This window comes from Pseudoduganella rhizocola (assembly GCF_045984285.3).
In the GTDB taxonomy this organism is placed as follows: Bacteria; Pseudomonadota; Gammaproteobacteria; order Burkholderiales; family Burkholderiaceae_D; genus Rugamonas.
Genome location: NZ_JBJQIK030000001.1, coordinates 672,702 through 694,268, shown reverse-complemented (window position 1 = coordinate 694,268; position 21,567 = coordinate 672,702). Strand labels below are relative to the sequence as shown.

Below are 21,567 nucleotides of genomic sequence, written 5' to 3'. Positions count from 1 at the left end.
AGAGTGCATGTCAGAAAAAGCCGTCATCAAAGTCTTCATCGCCGACGACCATGCCATCGTGCGCGAGGGACTGAAGCAGATCCTGGCGGATACCAAGGATATTGTCGTGGCAGGCGAGGCGGAAAACGGCAGCGATGCCCTGCGCCTGTTCCGCAAGTCGGGCTGCCATGTGGTGCTGCTGGATATCTCGATGCCGGACCGGAACGGCATCGAGGTGCTCAAGCAGCTGAAGAAGGAGAAGCCGGAACTGCAGGTGCTGATGCTGTCCATGCACCGCGAGGACCAGTATGCGATCCGTTCGCTGAAGGCGGGCGCGGCAGGCTACCTGACCAAGCAGAGCGCGCCGCGCGAGCTGGTGAACGCGATCCGCACGGTGGCCGGCGGCCTGAAATACATCAGCCCGGCGCTGGCCCAGGAACTGGCCCGCCATGTCGGCGACGACCACGAGGCGGCCCTGCATGAAACGCTGTCGGACCGCGAGTACCAGACCTTGACCATGATCGCCTCCGGCCTGACGGTGGGCGCCATCGCCAAGGAGCTGTCGCTGTCGGTGAAGACGGTCAGCGAGTACCGCGCCCGGCTGCTGGTGAAGATGAAGCTGAAGAACAGTGCGGAGCTCACGCATTATGCGATCCGCAACCACCTGATCGACTGACGTGTTGCTTTCAAGGCAAAAGCCATGTCATAAAGTAAGTGCCGAAGTGCCCGCTTTTCCGCGCATTGGCTAGCTCAGCAGTAACCTAAGATGCAGGCTATCGGTAATCTTTTGTAAAGGCAGCACCGCAGATGTCGAGCAAAACCACCTCCCCCGGCCAGGGAAATCCGGCCGAGATCGCCCGCGAGGCCTTCCGCCTGCTGGCCACCCGCCGTATTGCGCCGACACCCGAAGCGTATGCCGAGCTGTATTACGAGGTGGCGGGGGTGCGCCCGCCCGCGCCGGCGCCGGCCGTGGGCCCGGTGGCGGCCCCGGCCGCCGATGATGGCGCCGAGAAAATGCTGGGCCAGTTTGCCGCGCGCCTGACCGAACAGCCGGGCGACCTGGCCGAGTTCGGCCGCCGCTTCAACCGCGCGGTCAAGGCGCGCGACTGGGACGCCTATGCGCGCACCCTGTCCGAGCTGGCCGAGCGTCCGGTCAAGAAAAGCACCGGCATCGAACTGGCGCCGCTGCCGGAAAACGAACAGACCCGCCTGCTGCGCGACCTGCTGAGCCGCACCCTCACCTTCGCCGTCGCTTCGCTGCTGGCGGGCACCCCCAAGCTGGTGGAGGAAGCCGAAGCCCTGGGCGCCGCCACCAAGGAAGCGCATACCGAAGCGGCGCTGTCCGAAATCGCCGTGCGCCTCAAGCAGCTGTGCTACCAGATCGAGCTGCGCAGCGGCGACCTGGGCGAGCAGCAGGAACTGCTGCTGCGCCTGTTCCGCCTGCTGCTGGAAAACGTCAGCGGCCTGCTGGACGACGACTCCTGGCTGCGCGGCCAGATCGATGCCGTGCAGAACCTGATCGCCGGCCCGATCGACCAGCGCGCGCTGGAGGAAGCCACGCGCAGCCTGAAGGACGTGATCTACAAGCAGGGCCAGCTCAAGCATGGCATCGCCGACGTCAAGGCCACCGTCAAGAACATGATGATGACCTTTATCGACCGCCTCGGCACCGTGGCCGCCTCCACCGGCAGCTTCCACGAGAAGATCGGCGGCTATTCGGCCAAGATCAGCAAGGCCGACAATATCACCGAACTGAACAAGATCCTCGACGAGGTGCTGACCGAAACCCGCCTGGTGCAGGACGAGGCGCTGAAGGCGCGCGACAATATGGTGTCCGCACGCCAGGAAGTGCAGGAAGCGGAAGAGCGCATCCACCAGCTGGAAGCCAAGCTGCAGCATATGAGCGAGCTGGTGCGCGAAGACCAGCTGACGGGCAGCCTGAACCGCCGCGGCCTGGACGATGTGTTCGAGCGCGAAACGGCCCGTTCGGAACGGCGCAACACACCGCTGTGCATCGCCGTGCTGGACCTCGACGATTTCAAGAAGCTCAACGATACCTACGGCCACATCGCCGGCGATGGCGCCCTCAAGCACCTGGTCAAGATCGTCAAGGACACGCTGCGTTCGATGGACGTGATCGCCCGCTTCGGCGGCGAGGAATTCCTGATCCTGCTGCCGGAAACCACCATCGAGGCCGCCGTGGCCACCATGACCCGCCTGCAGCGCGAACTGACGCGCCACTTCTTCATGCATGAAAACGAGAAGGTGCTGATCACCTTCTCGGCCGGTGTGGCCCTGCGCCGCCCGCATGAGGACCAGACCGAGCTGGTCAAGCGCGCCGACGCGGCCATGTACACGGCCAAAAAGACCGGTAAAAACCGCGTGGTGGTTGCCGATTAAATTATCTCTTCTCAGCTAAAAATCCCGGCAAGGCCGGGATTTTTTATTGACATTATTTTTATTCATAATAATACAATATTAATTATCACCAATTCCCACATTACATATATCGCTTGTCATGCCAATTATCAGGCCACATAATCCCTCTCCCGATCGTTTATATTTATGGAGAGAATATGACTGTTTCATTACTATCCACGCCGACGGATGGCCCCGATTATCTGGAAGGTACAGCCGATGCCGATTCGCTCTACGGCCTCGACGGTGAGGATACCCTCTACGGCCGTGCGGGTGACGACACCCTCAGTGGCAACTCCGGAAACGACACTCTGTTCGGCGGTAATGGCAACGATATCCTGAACGGCGATACGGGTACCTCTGCCGGGTACGACGATATGCTATCAGGCGAAGACGGGGACGACACGCTGAACGGCGGTCTGGGTAACGATTCGCTCAGCGGCGGGGCGGGCAATGATAATTATATTTTCGATCTCGATTCGGGCACGGATATTATTGATAATGATGACAATACCCCTGGCTCCGTTGATACCTTTACACTTCCGACCGTTGATCTGACCAGTCTGGAAGTTAAACGCGTGGGGGAAGACCTGGTATTGAGCTGGACGGGCCTTGCTGCAAGCCAGGTTACCTTAAAGAACCAGTATGCCGGCGCCGATTATGAAATCGACTATTTTGTACTGAAGCAAAGCCCGGTCTCTTCGCTGCTGAGGACGTACAGCTTCGCTGAGTTTCTTGCACTAAAACCCATCCACCTCAGCGATTACGATGATGCCCCGGTGTTCAAGGACATCAGCGAGCGCATTCTGGCTGACGGTGGTAATGACACCATCATGGCGGGCGGCGGCGATGATCTGATCGATGGTGGCGCTGGCGACGATGTATTGGTGGGCGGCCAAGGCAACGACGCCATCGATGGCAAGACTGGCAACGACATTTATGTGTTCTCCACAGGAGACGGGATCGACAGTGCGAACGTGGCCGACGTAGCGGGTGCTACCACCATCGTCCGGTTTGCCGACATCTTGTCCGACCAGATCGTTTCGCTGCAACGAAGCGGCCTGAATCTCACCATCCGCTATGGCGCTGGCGACCAGGTCACTCTGAATGGCCACTTTAATACGCAATCGCTGACGATCTTCGAATTCGCCGACGGGACACAGTGGGATACCCAGCAGCTGCTCAGCCACTACCCGATCAGTCTGACGGACAATCCCGATCAGATTCAATTCCTGTACGACCTCGATCTCGTGGTCTACGCCGGCGCCGGAAATGACACCATTACGCTGCGGGCCGGCAACGACCAGCTCTATGGCGAGGCCGGTAATGACAATCTCACGGCACAGGACGGCAACGATACCGTCGATGGAGGCGATGGCCTCGATACACTGCGCGGTAACGCCGGCCAGGATGTGCTTTACGGCGGCAATGACAACGATTCCCTGAACGGCGATGCCGACAACGACGTGCTGTATGGCGGCGCTGGCAACGATACCCTTGAGGGAGGTTCGACCGGCGACGACGTGCTGTACGGCGGCACCGGCAATGACAGCCTGACTGGCTCGAGCGGCAGCAATACCTTCGTGTTCCGAACGGGCGACGGCGTCGACCGCGTCAGTTCTCAGGATGCCACCACGGGCCTCGTCAAGACCATCCAGTTCGAGGACATTAATGCGAACCAGCTCAGCTATCTACGTAGGGTGGGCAGCGATCTGCAGCTCGGCTATGGCGCCTCCGATCAGATCACTCTGGTATCGCACTTCGCGGCGGCCGCAAATGAACTGAATACCTTCGCCTTCGCAGACGCTACGCTGAGCTACGACGAACTGGTCCAGGCATATGGCATCGACCTCAGTACTGCCGCTGATAACTTGACCTTCACGGTGCACGCCGAGCTGGTCCGTGCAGGCGCAGGGAACGATACCGTCAAAGGAGGTGCCGGCAACGACACCATCTATGGCGATCTCGGCAACGACACCCTGAGCGGAGAGGCCGACCATGACCAGCTATTCGGCGGCGATGGCCTGGATACCCTGATGGGTGGCATCGGCAACGACAGCCTGGTGGGCGATGCCGGCAACGACTCGCTGAACGGCGAAACCGGGGATGACTATCTGTTTGGCGGCGCCGACAACGACAACCTGACGGGGGGCGCCGGTTCGGACACGCTGGAAGGGGGCACCGGCAACGATACCCTGACCGGCAGTACCGGCGGCGGCAATGACGTGTACCGTTTCTCTGCGGGGGACGGCCAGGACCGGGTCGTCGCCACCGACACTACGGCGGGCGTCGTGAAGGCGTTGGAGTTCCTGTACATCAACCACGACCAATTGAGCGGTCTCAGCCGCACTGCGACCGACTTACTCATCGATTACGGGAGCGGCGACCGGGTGACTGTGGCCGGCTTCTTCGGGCTCGTCAGCAATGAGTTCCAGCTGGTCCAGTTTGCTGACACGAGCCTGACGATCGACCAGCTGCTGGCCTATTACGACATCAGCCTGACCGCGAGTGGCGACAATATGACTTTTACCGCGCATGGTGAACATATCCAGGCGGGCGCCGGCAACGACACCATCACCGCCGGCGCCGGCGATGACATCGTGTATGGCGATCTGGGCGCCGACGCTCTGACGGGTGGGCTCGGCCATGACACGCTCTATGGCGGCGACGGCAACGATACCCTCACCGGCAATGATGGCGACGATGTCCTGGATGGCGGCGTGGGCAATGACAGTTATGTGCTTGGCAATGGCAACGACACCGTCATCCTGCGCGCCGGCGGCGGCACCGATACGGTGAATGCTGCGGATACGGCGGGCGGCATCGACGTCCTGGTCTTCGAAGATGTGGCCACCTCGGGCATCGTGGCTGCCACCCAGTCGAGCAACAACCTGATCATCGACTATGCCGGCGGCGCGCGCGTCACCATCACCGGCCAGTTCGTGGCAGCCAACGCGGTGGAAGGCTTCCTGTTTGCTGATGGCGTCAGCTACACGGCGGCCGAGCTGCTGGCCTTGTATTAATAGCACCGGCAGCATTTCCCAAGGCGCCTTCGGGCGCCTTTTTTCTTGCCTGGCCCCGCATCTCATGGAAAAAATCTGCCGCAAAAAAAACTTTTTTTTGCCCTAAAGATCGTCAAATCCGGGCCGTTTAAGCGGGCGCCAAGGACGTCACTTGAGAGTGAAAAACGCAAATTTTCCTCCTCATTCCACTCTAAAGCTTCCCGTGAGGAAACCGTTACCCAAAACAACAGCGGCTTGATCGTCACGGAACAGCGTGGCGGGCCAAAGTTAAAGAGCAAACTGCCCAATCAGTAATACCAGTTTTTTGGAGAATTACCATGGCCTCAGTTATCAACACCAACATCGCTTCGCTGAACTCGCAACGCAACCTGAGCTCGTCGCAGATGAGCCTGAATACCTCCCTGCAACGTCTGTCCTCCGGTCTGCGCATCAACAGCGCGAAGGACGATGCTGCAGGTCTGGCGATTTCCGACCGTATGTCCTCGCAGATCCGCGGCATGACCCAGGCAACCCGCAATGCCAACGACGGCGTGTCGCTGGCGCAAACCGCTGAAGGCGCGCTGGCTTCCTCGGGCGACATCCTGCAGCGTATCCGCGAACTGGCAGTGCAGTCCTCGAACGCCACCAACTCGGCCAGCGACCGCCAGGCCCTGCAAACCGAGGTGACCCAGCTGTCGTCCGAACTGAACCGTATTGCCCAAACCACCTCCTTCAACGGCCAGGCGCTGCTGGACGGCACCATGGGTACGGCGAATTTCCAGATCGGCGCTGACGCTAACCAGCTGATTTCGGCCAATGGCGCCAACTTCCTGACCAGCACCTACGGCAACAACCGTCACGAAAACGCTGCTGTGCAATCCAACGCGGCCAACGTTTCGGTCAGCGCGGATGTTACCGTGTCCGGTTCCCGCGGCTCCAAGACGATCACGACCACGGTCGGCGACTCCGCCAAGACCATTGCTGCCAACATCAACAAGCTGACCGCAGACACCGGTGTAACGGCATCGGCGAAAACCGAAGTCAACATCAAGATGACTGCCGGCGAATCGGTGACTTTCGACCTGACCGGGGACAACACTTCGGCGGCAGCGAGCATTTCCTTCACTGTGGGCGGCTCCGGCACCGTTGCAGCGGATTATGCACAAGGCATCACCGCCATCAACGCCCAGTCGGCCAAGACCGGGATCACGGCGGAATACGATCAGACCAACGGCGGCATCAAGTTGACCCATGCTTCCGGTGAAACGATCACCGTCGACAACACCAACACGGCAGCCACCTCGTTCAACGTGTCGACCTACGCCCTGCCTGTGGCGGGCGCAGCGCCTGCGCTGAATGCGGCTCCGGTTTCCATCGCCGGTGGCGGCCCTGCCGTCTCGCTCGGCCGTGTGACCTTCGACTCGGAGAACAGCTTCTCGATCACCGACGCCGGCACCGGTCTCGACATGGGCGCCCCGGGCGCGACCACCGCACAGGCATCGACCCTCAAATCGGTGTCCTCGCTGGACGTGACCACCTTCGACGGCGCCCAGCTGGCGATCAAGATTGCCGACGCAGCCCTGGCAACCGTGAACAACCAGCGCGCATCCTACGGTGCACTGCAGTCCCGCTTCTCGTCCGCGATCTCGAACCTGAGCGCAACGACCGAGAACCTGTCCTCGTCCCGTAGCCGTATCGTCGATACCGACTTCGCTGCAGAAACCGCAAGCCTGACCCGCGGCCAGATCCTGCAACAAGCTGGTACCGCCATGCTGGCCCAGGCCAACTCGCTGCCAAACGGCGTGCTGAGCCTGCTGCGCGGCTAATCGCTAGCGTAACAATTAGTAAGCAAGCGGTTCCCCGCCTGGGTTTTTCCAGTCGGGGAACTTTTACCATCAAGGAGGCCTTATGACTATCGATTCGATAGCCTCAGCCGCAGGCAATAAAACCGAACGCAGCAGCTTCGCCGCCGGCGATACCACGGCCGTGGCGCAAGCCGCCGGCCGCGCACCCGCCGCCGCCACCGAAACTGTGCAGGCCGTTACGGCCAAGGCGGCCGTGCCGTCGCAGAAGGAACTGGAAGCGGCCGTGGAGCAGCTGAACAAATCGGTGCAGTCCAAATCGCAAAGCCTGGAGTTTTCCATCGACAACGACAGCAAGCGCACCATCGTCAAGGTGATCGACCAGCACACCAAGGAAGTGCTGCGCCAGATCCCGACCCCGGAAGCGCTGCAGATCGCCAAATCGCTGGATACCGGCAAGGGAATGCTGATCAGCCAGGAAGCGTAAGCGACCTGTTCTCCCACTTTCGCCTGGCTGCCCTTCCCTTTCCGGGACGGCGGCCTGTGCCATTTTGCGCTATCCTGATGAGACGGCGGCCGCCCGCCCATGGCGGCCCATTGGCTGAACTGGTGCAACTTTATCCCTCTCAAGTCGCGTTTGAATCTGCCGATAATGACCTATATTATCGCTTTCTCAGGAGCAAACCGTGGCAACTTCGGCAGTCTCATCATCCGGTGGCATGCTAGATGTCAACTCGATCGTGTCGCAACTCATGGCGGCCGAAGCGAAGCCGCTGGCTGCGTATGACAAAAAAACTGCGGCCTACCAAGCTACGCTGAGTGCCTACGGCTCCCTCAGCGGCGCCATCGGCGTGTTTCAGAGCGCCCTGGGGGGGTTGACCAAAGCCTCCGATTTCCAGGCATTGACCGGCACCGCCGGCGACGCCAGCGTCCTGTCGGCTTCGGTGAACGCCAAGGCGGTTGCGGGCAACTACAACGTCAATGTGACGCAACTGGCGCAAGCGCAAACCTTGACCACGGCCGGCCACCTCAGCAGCAAGTCGGCCATCGGCTTGGGCGGCAAGACCACGATTTCCTTCCAGTTTGGCAACACCAGCGGCGATTTCGGCGTGGCGGGCAATGCACTGGGCAACGGCGTGTTTTCCAGCGGAATCAGCAACGGCTCGCTGATCGTCAACGGCACCGCCATTGTCACCGACGGCAACACGACCAACGCGCGCGCACTGGCGGAAGCCATCAACGCCAAGAGCGCCACCACCGGCGTCACTGCCACGGCACGCCCGGCGAGTAGTGCAGCCGACCTGTTCGCCAGCTTCGGCGATGTCACGACCGGGGCCGATGGCACCTACGCCCTGACCGTGGGCGGCGTGCAGTTGGCGGCACTGGGACCGAACAGCAGCGGCATCAGCGCGGCGTCGATCGATGCCGTGCTGGCCGGCCCCAGCCCCGAGCTGTCGGCCCTGACCAATGCCGGCATCAGCTTTACCGGCACGGCAGCAGGGGGCGATCTGGTGTTCACCCGCGCCGATGGCGCCAATCTGACCGTCAGCGAATCGGTGAGCGGCAGCGTAGGCGCCGTCACCGGCGGCCTCGGTAAAGATGGCAGCGACATCAATGGCGGCTCCAGCGTCACCGCCGGCAGCGGCGTTTCGCTCAGATCGACCAACGCCAGCCCGATTTCGATTGCCGGCAGCAACCCCGCGCTGGCGGGCCTGACCGCAGGCACCGCCGGCAGCTACCTCAGCGGCGGCGCCTTTAACCAGGATGCCACCCTGCCCTCCGGCACCGTGGTGATCGACGCGACCAATAACTCGCTCGAAGGCATCCGCGACGCCATCAACAAGGCCGGACTGGGCGTCAAAGCCACCATCGTCTCCGATGGCAGCGCCAACCCTTACCACCTGGTGCTGACCTCGACGGCAACCGGCGCCAATTCGTCAATGAAAATCTCGCTGAGCGGAAGCGGCGCCGATCCGGCCGACAGCGCCCTGGCGGACCTGCTGAGCTACGACCCGGGCGCGGACCAGAAGATGATGCAGACCGCGGCCGCGCTGGATACCAAGCTGAACGTCAACGGCATTGCCGTGACCAGCCATTCCAACAATGTCGGCGAAGCCATCCAGGGCGTCACGCTGACGGTAACGAAAATCGGTAGCAGCAGTCTGAACATCAGCCAGAACACGTCCAAACTGAAGGACAACCTGAACGGCTTCGTAAAAGCCTATAACGATCTGGCCGGGATGCTGAAAAAGCTCACCGGCTACAATGCGGACACGGAAACGGCCGGGCCGCTGCAAGGCGACTCCACGGCGCAGGCGGTGCAGTCGCAGTTGCGGCGCATGCTCAGCAATCCGATTACCGGCCTGAGCGGAAGCCTCAGCAATCTGGGGCAGATCGGCATTACCTTCGGCCGGGACGGCACGCTGTCGCTGGATTCGGGCAAACTGCAGAAGGCCATCGACAGCAATTTCGCCGACATCGGCGCCCTGTTCGGAGCCATTGGCGACTCCAGCGACAATCAGGTGAGCTTTATCAGCTCGACTGCAGCCACCAAGCCGGGCACCTATGCGCTGAACATCACCCAGATGGCGACGCAGGGTGCACTGACGAGCGACGCAGCGCTCGACCCGGCCGGCACCACCACGATTGACGCGGATACTGTGTGGTCGCTGACACTGAATGACACCATTCCCAGCAAGAGCGTGAATATCGCCAGCGTGACGATCCCGGCCGGCACCTACACGCCCGCGGAACTGGCCAAGGTGCTGCAATCGTCGATCAACGGCTCCCCCGCCTTCTCTTCGATTGGCAGCGCCGTCACAGCCACCGTCGATGCCGATGGCAAGCTGGTGCTGGCGTCCTCCAAATATGGATCGGCGTCGAATATTGGCCTGAGCTCAGTGTCCGGCACTGACTACAAATCCATTTTCGGCAGTGCGGAGCCGGTCGTCGGCACCAATGTCTCCGGCACTTTGGGCGGCCTGCCCGCCACCGGCGACGGCCAGACCTTGACCGGCCAGGCCGGTACGGCGATCGAAGGCCTGAAAATCGATATCACTGGCGGTGCCACCGGGGATCGTGGCACGGTGAGTTTTTCCCAAGGCTATGCCTACCAGCTGAACAATTTAGGCACGGTGCTGCTCGACAAGGCCGGCCCCCTGACCAGCCGTACCGATGGCATCAACCGGTCGATCAAGGACATCGCCAAGCAGCGCGACAAATTCGCCGAAAAGCTGGATGCCATTGAGGCCCGCTACCGCAAGCAGTACACCGCGCTCGACGTCAGTTTGTCCCAGATGCAAACGACCCAAGCCTATCTTACCCAGCAACTGGCCGCCTTGGCAGCCAACAGCTAAGCACCAGAAGAGCAAGGAGAGAACTAATGTTCGGAAACCCTCAACGCGGCGTGAACGCCTATGCCAAAGTAGGCCTCGAAACGGGTGTTGGCGCCGCGACGCCCCATAAACTGATCGTCATGCTGTACGACGGCGCCATCGTGGCCATCCTGAATGCGCTGACGCATATGAAGTCCGGCAATATCCAGGAAAAAGGCAAGGCCATTTCGAAAGCGATCCAGATCATTGACAACGGCCTGCGCGCCAGCCTGGACAAGGAAGTGGGCGGCGCCATCGCGCTCAACCTGGACGCCCTGTATGAATACATGAGCAGCCGCCTGCTGACCGGCAATATTCAGAACGATGAAGCGGCGCTGGAAGAGGTGCGCGGCCTGCTGGCCGACCTGCGCGACACCTGGAACCAGATCGGCGATGCGCAGTCGCCGGGCGCCGCCGCCCTGGACGCAGGCCAGAAACAGACCCCGGTACTCGCAGCCGTATAAAGGATGATGATGACGAATCAGGAAGTACTCTCGACCTACGCTGCCATGGGCGAACTGACCGGGCAGATGGTAGCCGCCGCCAGCGCGGCCGACTGGGACCGGCTGGAAGCGCTGGAACAGCGCGTGACCGCCCACGTCGAGCAGCTGAAAGGCAATGAAGAGGCGGTGGCCCTGGATGGCGAGCAGCGCCAGCGCAAGGTCTCGCTGATCCGCAAGATGCTGGACGACGACCGCAAGGTGCGCGACCTGACCATGCCATGGATGGCCCAGCTGTCGCGCCTGATCAACAGCACCGGCACCGAACGCCGCCTCGCTAACGCCTACGGCGGCGTCTGATCCGGGCGGGCGTCGTGGTAACGCGCCTTGACGCCCCCGGGGTCCGTCCGCTCACGCCGCCGGGCCCTGCTCCCTCCCTAGCCGACCCGCGCCAGGCTGCCTTCCAGCGCGCCCTGCAGCCGCTGGTCGGCCAATCCCTCAATGGCCAGGTGCTGGCGAAGATGGACGACGGCAGTTTCCTGGTCCGCGTCGCCGACACCAATGCCCGCATGGTGCTGCCCGGCGGCACCGAGGTGGGCGCCGAATTGCCGATGACGCTGGTGTCGGTCCAGCCGCGCCCTACCTTCCAGGTCGGCTCCCAGCCGGTGCAGGCCTCCGCTGTGTTCACGCCATCCGCGCAGCAGGCGCCCGCCGCACCGGGCACACCGGCTGCCGCGCCCGCGCCGGCCGCCGACAATAGCGCCCTGCTGCCCTCGCAGGCCCAGCCGCGCCCCGGCACGCTGCCGCAGGCCGGCCAGCCCGCGCCGGCCGCACCGCCCGCAACCCAGCCGCCCGCCGCCGCGCAGGGCGGGATGCCAGCCAATCCCCTTGCCGCCGGCGCGCAGAATGTTCCGCTGCCCGGCGCGGCAGGCGGCCTGCGGGGCGGGCCGCCTGCCGCCATTGCGGGCGACGGCGCCGGACCGGATGCCGCGCCGCCCGGCAGCGCCGCGGCGAACCGCCCCCTGAGCACGGCCGCCGCCCTGCTCAGCAAGGCGCCGCTGACGCCGGCCGAACAGCTGCCCGAGCTCGGGCGCAATGCGCCGCAAGCCACGCTGAGTCCGGCGGCCAGGGCCATTGCCAATGTCCTCAGCACCGCCTATACCGCGCCCGGCGTGCCCGTGACCATCAACGGCAAGACGCCGCTGGTGGCGGGCGGCGCGCCGGACCCCGAACAGCTGAGCGCCGGCCTGCACCGGGCCCTGGGCGACAGCGGCCTGTTCTACGAATCCCATGTGGCCGAGTGGGCGCAGGGCAAACGTCCGCTGCAGGACCTGGCGCGCGAGCCGCAGATGCAGCGCCTGGCCCAGCAGCAGGCTTCGGCAGGCAATGAGGCGCTGGCCAAACTGGCGGGCGGCCCCGACCTGAGCGCCGCGCAGATGATCAACCAGCAGCTGCACACCCACGAGCAGGCGCGCGTGCAGTGGCAGGGCGAAGCCTGGCCGGGCCAGCCCATGCAATGGGAAGTGCGGCGCGAGCAGCAGGAGCAGCAATCCGGCGGCGGCCAGGACGAGGCGGCATCCGAGCCGGTGTGGCGCAGCGGGGTGCGCTTCCGTTTCCCCCTGCTGGGCAAGGTGTCGGCCAATGTCACGCTGGCCGGCGGCCAGGTGCACCTGCAGGTGGAATCGGGGTCGGACGACACGGCGGCCACGCTGCGCGCCTGGGCCGGCGTCCTGCAGCAGGCCATGGAGGCGGCCGGGGCGCCGCTGTCCTCGCTGAGCATCCAGGCGGAGGGCGGCAATGATGGAACGTGAGGATCCGCGCCGCCCCCTGCAAAGCGCGGTTGCGCTGGCCTACAAGGAAGGCACGCGGGCACCAAAAGTCGTCGCCAAGGGACGCGGACTGGTTGCAGAACAGATCATAGCTGTTGCAGAAGAGCACGGCGTATTCATCCATGAGTCGAAGGAACTGGTATCCTTGCTGATGGATGTAGACCTGGACAGCCAGATCCCGCCCATGCTATACAGGGCGATTGCGGAACTGCTGGCCTGGCTATATCATATTGAATCGGCGCAAAAGTCTGGACTGCCCCCGCCCCCGGCACCCGAACTGCGCGCACCTAACGAACACACCTCAGAAAACGGTATTTGATGCAAGCGCAGCAGCCTATCAATTTCGATGCGGAAATGGAGAACTGGCACGACTACGAGGTGGAGTCGCGCCGGGAGATCATTGCCCTCCTCCGCAGCATCGGAGAAAAGAACCAGTTGCTGCGCATGCTCGTGCGCGGCGAGGCGGATGTGGCCGTCACTACCATCCTGGATGTGGAGCCGGACCTGGGCTATATGGTGCTGGACTGCCCGATCAGCATGGACCAGACGCGCCGCGTGCTGGCCGCCAGTTCCTTGCAGTTTGAAACCTCGCTGGACAAGATCCGCATCCTGTTCTCCAGCGACGGCGCGGAGCCGCTGCAGTACGACGGCGCCCCGGCCATGAAGGTGGCGATTCCGCCCACCATGATCCGCCTGCAGCGCCGCGAGTACTACCGCATGCCCACGCCCGTCACGAATCCGGTGCGCGTGCACATTCCGATTCCGGTGGAACTGGGCGGCGGCGACAACACCTTCCCGCTGGCCGACATCAGCTGCGGCGGCATTGCCATCCTGGACCCGAAGTGCGTGCTGGGCGATACGCCGGGCATGGTGTTCAAGAACTGCCGCATCGACCTGCCGGACACCGGCCCGATCACCACCGACCTCGAAATCCGCAGCGCGCACGAGATCACCATGCTCAACAACAAAGCGAACCGGCGCCTCGGCTGCCAGTTCGTGGACCTGAGCCGCGGCGCCCTGAACGCCGTGCAGCGCTACATCACCAAGCTGGAACGCGAACGCAACGCCCGCATGGCCGGGCTGGGATAAAAAAAGGAGCCGGCGGCTCCTTTTTTTTTGCTCACACCTGCATGTTCATGATGTCGTGGTAGGCCTGCACCAGCTTGTTGCGCACCTGGACGGTGGCCTGGAAGTTGATGCTGGCTTTCTGCATCTGGATCATCACGTCCGACAGGTTGACCGAGTCGTCCCCCATCTGGAAGCGCTTGCCCAGGTCCTGGGCCTTGTTCTGGCTTTCCGCCACCGCATCCAGCGCGCCCTTCAGCGTGGCCGAGAAATCGACCTTGGTGGAAGGCTGGGCGGCATTGGCCGCGTCCGGGCGCAGCACGCCGGGGGCCAGCGCCTCGGGACGCTGGGCCGCTGCCTTCAGCTGGGCAATCATGGCCTGGATCTGGCTGCTGTCGATGCCGCCTGTTTTCATCTTGACTCCATTTTGTTGCTGTAGCGGAACACAGTGCCGGTTTCCCGCCGCGTCCGCGCTACAATGCCTACTTGCACTGTCAGGCTTCCAGAATATCAGCGCCGGCGCCAGCCGCTGGCAGGAGCAGGACGGGAAACGGCCTTCTATTCCTCCGATCGAAACTTGCTTGCGCCGCCGATAATGTGCTGTATGTCCCGCTCCGTCTGCGTGGACCCAGACCTATAACCAGACATTCGGATACCACTCATGGCAGCAGCCGCCGAACAACTCGATATCGACGCCCCAGCTGAAGCGCAGACTGAGGAGAAGCTTCCCTTCTTCCAGACCCCCATGGGCAAGAACCTGATGCGCGGCGGCGCCGTCGCCGGCATCCTGGCCATCCTGCTGATCCTGTGGTTGTGGAACAAGGAGCCCGACTACAAGGTCCTGTTCTCCAATTACAGCGACCGCGACGGCGGCGCCATCACGGCGGCGCTGGACCAGATGCAGGTCAAGCACAAATTCTCCGAGGGCGGCGGCGCCATCCTCGTACCATCGGAACAGGTGCACGATGTGCGCCTGCGCCTGGCCCAGCAGGGCTTGCCGAAAGGCGGCAATGTGGGCTTCGAGCTGATGGAAAACCAGAAGCTGGGCGTGTCCCAGTTCCTGGAACAGGTCAATTACCAGCGTGCGCTGGAGGGCGAGCTGGCGCGCTCGATCGAGTCGATCGCCGCCGTGCAGTCGGCCCGCGTGCACCTGGCGCTGCCGAAACCTTCCGTCTTCGTGCGCGAGCAGCAGAAGCCGACCGCTTCCGTGCTGCTGAACCTGCACCCGAACCGCGTCATCGACCCGGCCCAGACCAGCGCCATCGTGCACCTGGTGGCCTCCTCGGTGCCGGAACTGAGCCCGGCCAATGTGACCGTGGTGGACCAGTCCGGCGCGCTGGTGTCGGACCTGAACAAGAACGGCAGCGCCGGCAATAATGCCAAGAACCTGGACGCGAGCCAGCTGAAATACGTGCAGGAGCTGCAGAAGCAGGTCATCAAGCAGGTGGAATCGATCATCACGCCGATCGTGGGCGAAGGCAATGTGCGCGCCGAGGCGGTGGCCGATGTGGACTTCTCGCAGATCGAGCAGGCGGCCGAGATGTACAAGCCGAATTCGCCGCCGGCCGCCTCCGCCATCCGCAGCCAGCAGAGCAGCGAAACCAGCGGCAACCAGAATGCCAATCCGAGCGGCGTGCCGGGCGCGCTGTCGAACCAGCCGCCGCCGGACGCCACCGCGCCGATCGAAGCCCCTGCCCCCGGCACGCCGGCCGGCCAGGTGGCCACGTCGTCGAACAACAGCCACAAGGAATCCACCACCAATTACGAAGTGGACAAGACCGTGCGCTACGAGCAGAAGGCCATGGCCGGCCTGAAGCGCATGACCGTGGGCGTGGTGGTGAACTACCGCCGCATCGTGGACAAGACCACGGGCAAGGTCACGGTGCGTCCGCTGAGCGCCGAGGAAATGAACAAGATCAACAGCCTGGTGCGCGAAGCCATGGGCTATAACCAGGACCGCGGCGATTCCGTCAGCGTGGCCAATGCGCCCTTCGACGGCGTGGACCGCGACGCCGAAGTGCCGCTGGAATGGTGGCGCGATCCGGCCAACCTGCCGCTGGCCAAGGAGCTGGCGAAATTCCTGATCACGGCCCTGATCCTGCTGTACATCGTGCTGCGCATCGTGCGCCCGATGATGCGCCCGGTGTTCAAGAAGATCGACGAGATCAATACGCCGGAGCCGGAACCGGAAGAGCCGGAAATCATCGAGCCGCCGGGCCCGACGCCGGAGGAGATCATCGCGCAGCAGATGGCGGAACTGGAAGAAAGCACGGCCCGCACCTACCGCGACAACCTGGCGCTGGCGAAGAAACTGGCGGAGAACGATCCGCGCATCGTGGCCAACGTCATCAAGGCGTGGATCGGCAACAACGACTAAACCGAAGGTCAAGCAATCATGAGCACCGAAAATACCGGACTGCAGAAAGCCGCCATCCTGATGCTGGCGATGGGCGAAACCGAGGCCGCCGAGGTCATGAAATTCCTCGGCCCGCGCGAGGTGCTGAAGCTGGGCGCGGCCATGGCCACCATGAAGAACATCCCGCACGAGCAGGTGGTGAGCGTGCTCGACGATTTCCGCGACGAGACCGCCGCCGCCTCCACCGTGGGCCTGGATTCGGACGAATACATCCGCCAGGTGCTGACCAAGGCGCTGGGCGACGACAAGGCCTCCGTGCTGCTGTCGCGCATTCTCGGCGGCAAGGACGCTTCCGGCATCGAGAGCCTGAAGTGGATGGACTCGAACTCGGTGGCCGAGCTGATCCGCAATGAACACCCGCAGATCATCGCCACCATCCTGGTGCACCTGGAGCGCGACCAGGCCTGCGAAATTCTGGGACACTTTACCGACCGCCTGCGCAATGACGTGGTGCTGCGTATCGCCACCCTGGACGGCGTGCAGCCGGCCGCGCTGCGCGAGCTGAACGACGTGCTGACCAAGCTGCTGTCGGGTAATGAAAACATCAAGAAGTCCACGCTGGGCGGGGTGCGCGCGGCGGCCGAGATCCTGAACTTCATGAGCGGCGAGCAGGAAAACTCGGTGATGGACAATATCAAGAACTACGACAACGACATGGCGCAGAAGATCATGGACGAGATGTTCGTGTTCGACAACCTGATCGACGTGGACGACCGCGGCATCCAGCTGCTGCTGCGCGAAGTACAATCGGAGATGCTGATCATTGCGCTGAAAGGCGCCTCGCAGGAACTGCGCGAGAAGATCTTCAGGAACATGTCGGCGCGCGCCGGCGAAATGATGCGCGAAGACCTGGAATCGAAGGGACCGGTGCGCCTGTCCGAGGTGGAAGCACAGCAGAAGCAGATCCTGCAGATCGTGCGCCGCCTGGCCGACGAAGGCCAGGTCGTCCTCGGCGGCAAGGGCGAAGATTCCTTCATCTAAGCAAAACCCAGAGGACATAGAGGAAACACGGTTTGGCCCATATTCCGAAAGAACAGCAGACGGCATTCCAGCGCTGGGAGATGAAGTCCTTCGGGGACCTGCGGCCGAGTTCGCTCGCCGCGCGCCAGCGCGAGGAGGAGGAAGCGGCCGCGCGCGCCGCCGCCGAGGCGGAAGCCGCAGCCGCCGAGGAAGCCGCCCGCCAGGCCGAATACGAAGCCTACCTGAACGCCCCGCCGCCGCCCCAGTATCCGACGGAGGAGGAACTGGCCGCCATCCGCGAGGAAGCGCGCCAGCAGGGCTATGAAGACGGCTACAAGGCCGGCCACGAAGCCGGCCAGAGTGCCGCGCTGGACGCCGGCCGCGCCGCCACCGAACAATTGCTGGCGCCGATGGAAGCCATGTCGGCCAACTTCGCCGAAGCCCTGCGCGGCGCCGACCAGGCCATCTCCGGCGAGGTGCTGGAACTGGCCCTGCACCTGGCCCGGGACATGCTGCGCACCGCCCTGCCGGTGCGCCCGGAACTGGTGATCCCCATCGTGCGCGAAGCGGTGGAATACCTGCCTTCGCTGCAGCAGCCCGCCATGCTGGCCCTGAATCCGGAAGACGCCGCCGTGGTGCGCGAAGCGCTGGGCGAGGAACTGGACAAGGGCGGCTGGCGCGTGGTGGAAGACCCCACCATCGAACGCGGCGGCTGCAAGGTGGATACCGCCACCAACCAGATCGATGCCACCGTGCAGGGGCGCTGGACGCGGCTGACCCACGCGCTGGGCAGAGACCTCGACTGGCTGGGCTGACATGGACGCCCCACAGGGACCCCAACTGCACGCCGGCCGCTGGCGCAGCTACCTGGGCGACTGCCGCACCCTGCTCGACTTCGTGGAGCCGCTGCAGGTGTCCGGCCGCGTTACCCGCGTGGCGGGCCTGGTGATGGAAGCCGTGGGCCTGCGCCTGGCCGTGGGCGCCGCCTGCACCGTGCCGCTGCCGAGCGGCGGCCGGGTGGAGGCGGAAGTGGTGGGCTTCGAAGGCGAGCGCCTGTTCCTGATGCCGCAAAGCGACGTGGAAGGCATTGTGCCGGGCACCCGCGTGTTCCCGGTCGAGCAGCCGATTCCGAAACTGGGCACGGCCATCCATCCGCGCCGCCGCAACAGCGACCGCGCGCGCCAGCTGCCCGTGGGCCGCGAGCTGCTGGGCCGCGTGGTCGACGGCGCCGGCCGCCCGCTGGACGGCCTGGGCCCGATCCATACCAGCGATAGCGCTCCCATCAACGTGCGCCCCGCCAACCCGCTGGGCCGCGCCCCCATCGTGGAAACGCTGGACGTGGGCGTGCGCTGCATCAACGCGATGCTGACCGTGGGCCGCGGCCAGCGCATGGGCCTGTTCGCCGGCTCCGGCGTCGGCAAGTCGGTGCTGCTGGGCATGATGGCGCGCTATACCGAGGCCGATATCATCGTGGTCGGCCTGATCGGCGAGCGCGGCCGCGAGGTCAAGGAATTCATCGAGCAGATCCTGGGCGAGGAAGGACTGCGCCGCTCCGTCGTGGTGGCCGCGCCGGCCGACACGCCGCCGCTGATGCGCATGCAGGGCGCCGCCTACTCCACCGCGATTGCCGAGCACTTCCGCGACAAGGGCCTGAATGTGCTGCTGATCATGGACTCGCTGACCCGCTACGCCATGGCGCAGCGCGAGATCGCGCTGGCCATCGGCGAACCGCCCGCCACCAAGGGCTATCCGCCTTCCGTATTCGCCAAGCTGCCGGTGCTGGTGGAACGGGCCGGGAATGGCGAGCTGGGCGGCGGCTCGATCACCGCCTTCTACACCGTGCTGACCGAGGGCGACGACCAGCAGGACCCGATTGCCGACTCCGCGCGCGCCATCCTCGACGGGCACATCGTGCTGAACCGGCGCCTGGCCGAGGCCGGCCACTATCCGGCCATCGACATCGAACAGTCGATCAGCCGCGCCATGCATTCGATTACCTCGCACGAGCACCAGAACAAGGCGCGCCGCCTGAAGCAGCTGTTCTCGCGCTACGAACGCAGCCGCGACCTGATTGCCGTGGGCGCCTATTCGCCGGGCAGCGACCCGGTGCTGGACGAGGCCATCAATCTGCACACCGAAATCGAGCAATTCCTGCAACAGCAGATTACCGAACAAGTGAACATGGGCGAGAGTTTGGGGCAATTATCCTCGCTATTCGACTGATTGCGCGCCGCCGCCCTTCCCTATAATGAGCCATGGCCTCGACTACGCAACTTGAAACCCTGATCGATCTGGCACGCCGGGAAACCGACGACGCAGCCAAGCGCCTGGGCGCGGCCCTGAAGGCCGTCAACGATGCGGAAGAGAAGCTGAACATGCTCATCGGCTACCGCGACGAGTATGGCCGCAAGTTTGAAGCCTCCCAGCAGGCTGGCATTACCCCGATGGCCTACCGCAATTTCCAGTCCTTCATGGAGAAGCTGGACAGCGCAATCAAGGGCCAGCAGGAAGTGCTGCGCCACACGCAGAAGCGTGGCGAGCTGGAAAAGACCAACTGGCAAACCGCCGAGCGCAAGCGCATGTCGTATTCGACACTGCTGGACCGCGAGGAAGCCAAGCTGCAGAAACTGGAAGCCAAGCGCGACCAGAAAGCGATGGACGAACACGCGGCCCGCCAGGCTTTCTACAAGCGCTGAGCGCCCCTACACCTGAACTGTGCACAGCATGCAAACCCAGTCTATCCAGAACTCGCCGATCGGCCCGTCCACCCAGCCCGCCCGCAATGAGGCGAACGCGCAGGATGACCTGCAGTTCAAGAATGCGCTGGCGCGCCAGATAGAAGCGCAGCCCGTTTCCACGCCGCCGGCCCGCCCGCAGCCTGCCCCGGCGCAGGCTGCGGCCCAGCGCCCCGCCGCCAAGCCGGCCGCTGCCCCGGCGCCGCCGGCCCAGAATGCACAAGCGGCGGCCCAGGCCGCCGCCCGCCAGCAGCAGGCGAAAGCCCAGGAGGCCAATGCCGGCGCGAAGGCCGCCGAAGGCAGCCATGATGCAAGCCCCGCCCCGAAGACGGACGCCGCCGGTACTGGGCAGGACGCCACGGCAGCCGATGCCGCAACGGCCGAAACGGCGGCGGACAGCGCGGCGGCAAGCGCCGACACCGGCAGCGCAGCCGCCGGCCAGGCTGCCGCAGGCACCGAACCCGATACCACGGCCGTGGACCCGATGGCCGACATGCTGGCCATGGTCGCCGCCTACAACCAGTCCGGCGCCGACAGCGCCGCCGCTGCGGCGGCCAGCGCGGCCGCGGCAGCAGCGGCCGCCGAAGCCGCCGCCAGGGCCGCAGCCGCACCGGCCGCGGCTCCCGCCACCGAAGGCGACGCCGCCATCGCCATTGGCGGCAACGCCGGCGGCACTGCCGCCAAGGCAGGCGGCAACACCGCTGCCGGCACCGCCCTGGCTGCCGCCACGGCCGGCGAACGTGCCGCCGTCGATGCCGCGCTGGGCGCAGCCAAGCCGGCGGCCGCCAGCGCCGGCGCGGCGCCTGCCGGCCCCGAAGCGGCCGCCGGAAACTTTGCCGCCGTGGCTGAACGCCATGGCGCCGCCGACAAGGCCGGCGCGCAGGCTGCGACAGCCGACCTCGCCAAACTGGCCGTGCCGGATGCCCGTGCGGCGAGCACCGAAGTCAAGGCCGAAGCCGCCCCGGCGCCCCTGCCGGACGCCGCCCCTGCCCCCCAGCCGGTGGCGCCGCAGGCCGCGCAGCAGCTGGCACAGGCCGCGCAGGCCGCCAACGCCGCCGCTTCGAACCAGCTGCAGGCCCGCGTCGGCAGCAATGCCTGGGACCAGCAGCTGGGCCAGAAAGTGGTGTGGATGGTGGCCGGCGGCGACCAGAGCGCCTCGCTGACCCTGAATCCGCCCGACCTGGGCCCGCTGCAGGTGGTGCTGAACGTCTCGAACGACGCCACCAGCGTGGCTTTCTCCTCGGCCGATGCCGAGGTGCGCCAGGCCCTGGAAAATGCCTTGCCAAAATTGAAAGAAACCATGAACGAAGCCGGCATCCAGCTTGGCAACGCCACCGTTTCCTCCGGCATGAGCGACCAGCAGCAGGCCTTTGCCGAGGCCGCAGCCCAGCGCAGCAATGGCGGCGCCCGCTTCGGCAGCAGCCGGATCGCGGTGGACGCGCCCGCCGAGCCGGCACCGGTGGTAAGGCGCAGCGTGCTGGGCGCGGTCGACACGTTTGCCTAGGCTTTCCAAAGTTGAAAGATTGGAGATGGGCATTGTTATGCCC

General features: G+C 64.4%; 18 protein-coding genes. 17 read left to right on the top strand and 1 reads right to left on the bottom strand.

The window, feature by feature from the left end; genetic code table 11:
• Nucleotides 1-7 precede the first annotated feature (7 nt).
• The 11 genes from ACJRPG_RS03215 (at nt 8) to ACJRPG_RS03165 (ending at nt 13,933) form a co-directional block, all read left to right on the top strand.
• Nucleotides 8-655, top strand: a complete 648-nt coding sequence (locus ACJRPG_RS03215) for a response regulator (RefSeq protein WP_407998597.1) — start codon at nt 8-10, stop codon at nt 653-655.
• A 131-nt stretch (nt 656-786) separates the two neighbouring features.
• Nucleotides 787-2,379, top strand: a complete 1,593-nt coding sequence (locus ACJRPG_RS03210; protein WP_407998596.1) for a GGDEF domain-containing protein — start codon at nt 787-789, stop codon at nt 2,377-2,379.
• Nucleotides 2,380-2,555: 176 nt separating this feature from the next.
• Nucleotides 2,556-5,420 carry a calcium-binding protein gene (locus tag ACJRPG_RS03205; RefSeq protein ID WP_407998595.1) on the top strand — a complete coding sequence of 955 codons (2,865 nt, stop codon included), beginning with the start codon at nt 2,556-2,558 and terminating at the stop codon, nt 5,418-5,420.
• A gap of 317 nt (nt 5,421-5,737) precedes the next feature.
• On the top strand, nt 5,738-7,225 hold the full coding sequence (locus tag ACJRPG_RS03200; protein ID WP_407998594.1) for a flagellin N-terminal helical domain-containing protein: 1,488 nt from the start codon (nt 5,738-5,740) through the stop codon (nt 7,223-7,225).
• 82 nt (nt 7,226-7,307) lie between these two features.
• Nucleotides 7,308-7,688 (top strand): flagellar protein FlaG, encoded by a 381-nt coding sequence (locus ACJRPG_RS03195; RefSeq protein ID WP_407998593.1) that lies wholly within the window; start codon nt 7,308-7,310, stop codon nt 7,686-7,688.
• A 232-nt stretch (nt 7,689-7,920) separates the two neighbouring features.
• Nucleotides 7,921-10,557, top strand: a complete 2,637-nt coding sequence (gene fliD, locus ACJRPG_RS03190) for a flagellar filament capping protein FliD (protein WP_407998592.1) — start codon at nt 7,921-7,923, stop codon at nt 10,555-10,557.
• Nucleotides 10,558-10,583: 26 nt separating this feature from the next.
• A complete protein-coding gene (gene fliS, locus ACJRPG_RS03185) occupies nt 10,584-11,039 on the top strand; it encodes a flagellar export chaperone FliS (RefSeq protein ID WP_407998591.1) in 456 nt (151 codons plus the stop codon).
• A 6-nt stretch (nt 11,040-11,045) separates the two neighbouring features.
• Nucleotides 11,046-11,375: a flagellar protein FliT gene (locus ACJRPG_RS03180; protein WP_407998672.1), complete on the top strand. Its 330-nt coding sequence runs from the start codon at nt 11,046-11,048 to the stop codon at nt 11,373-11,375.
• A 14-nt stretch (nt 11,376-11,389) separates the two neighbouring features.
• Complete coding sequence (fliK, locus tag ACJRPG_RS03175) at nt 11,390-12,826, top strand: flagellar hook-length control protein FliK (RefSeq protein WP_407998590.1); 1,437 nt, start codon at nt 11,390-11,392, stop codon at nt 12,824-12,826.
• On the top strand, nt 12,816-13,163 hold the full coding sequence (locus ACJRPG_RS03170; RefSeq protein ID WP_407998671.1) for an EscU/YscU/HrcU family type III secretion system export apparatus switch protein: 348 nt from the start codon (nt 12,816-12,818) through the stop codon (nt 13,161-13,163). The genes fliK and ACJRPG_RS03170 overlap by 11 nt, the downstream gene beginning before the upstream one ends.
• Complete coding sequence (locus ACJRPG_RS03165) at nt 13,163-13,933, top strand: flagellar brake protein (RefSeq protein ID WP_407998589.1); 771 nt, start codon at nt 13,163-13,165, stop codon at nt 13,931-13,933. Before ACJRPG_RS03170 ends, ACJRPG_RS03165 begins: the two co-directional genes overlap by 1 nt.
• 31 nt (nt 13,934-13,964) lie before the next feature.
• On the opposite strand, the gene fliE is transcribed toward ACJRPG_RS03165, so the two are convergent.
• On the bottom strand, nt 13,965-14,324 hold the full coding sequence (gene fliE / locus ACJRPG_RS03160) for a flagellar hook-basal body complex protein FliE (protein WP_407998588.1): 360 nt from the start codon (nt 14,322-14,324) through the stop codon (nt 13,965-13,967).
• Nucleotides 14,325-14,570: 246 nt separating this feature from the next.
• On the opposite strand from fliE, the gene fliF reads away from it, so the two are divergent.
• From fliF to ACJRPG_RS03130, 6 genes are read left to right on the top strand one after another with little or no spacing between them, the layout of a single operon-like run.
• A complete protein-coding gene (fliF, locus tag ACJRPG_RS03155) occupies nt 14,571-16,286 on the top strand; it encodes a flagellar basal-body MS-ring/collar protein FliF (RefSeq protein WP_407998587.1) in 1,716 nt (571 codons plus the stop codon).
• Between the two features lie 18 nt (nt 16,287-16,304).
• On the top strand, nt 16,305-17,306 hold the full coding sequence (gene fliG / locus ACJRPG_RS03150) for a flagellar motor switch protein FliG (protein WP_407998586.1): 1,002 nt from the start codon (nt 16,305-16,307) through the stop codon (nt 17,304-17,306).
• Between the two features lie 32 nt (nt 17,307-17,338).
• Nucleotides 17,339-18,100, top strand: a complete 762-nt coding sequence (locus ACJRPG_RS03145) for a flagellar assembly protein FliH (protein ID WP_407998585.1) — start codon at nt 17,339-17,341, stop codon at nt 18,098-18,100.
• A gap of 1 nt (nt 18,101) precedes the next feature.
• Nucleotides 18,102-19,508, top strand: a complete 1,407-nt coding sequence (gene fliI, locus ACJRPG_RS03140; RefSeq protein ID WP_407998584.1) for a flagellar protein export ATPase FliI — start codon at nt 18,102-18,104, stop codon at nt 19,506-19,508.
• A 32-nt stretch (nt 19,509-19,540) separates the two neighbouring features.
• Nucleotides 19,541-19,981 carry a flagellar export protein FliJ gene (fliJ, locus tag ACJRPG_RS03135; RefSeq protein WP_407998583.1) on the top strand — a complete coding sequence of 147 codons (441 nt, stop codon included), beginning with the start codon at nt 19,541-19,543 and terminating at the stop codon, nt 19,979-19,981.
• Nucleotides 19,982-20,009: 28 nt separating this feature from the next.
• Entirely contained in the window at nt 20,010-21,524 is a 1,515-nt protein-coding gene (locus ACJRPG_RS03130; protein ID WP_407998582.1) for a flagellar hook-length control protein FliK, read from the top strand.
• The last annotated feature ends 43 nt before the right edge of the window (nt 21,525-21,567 follow it).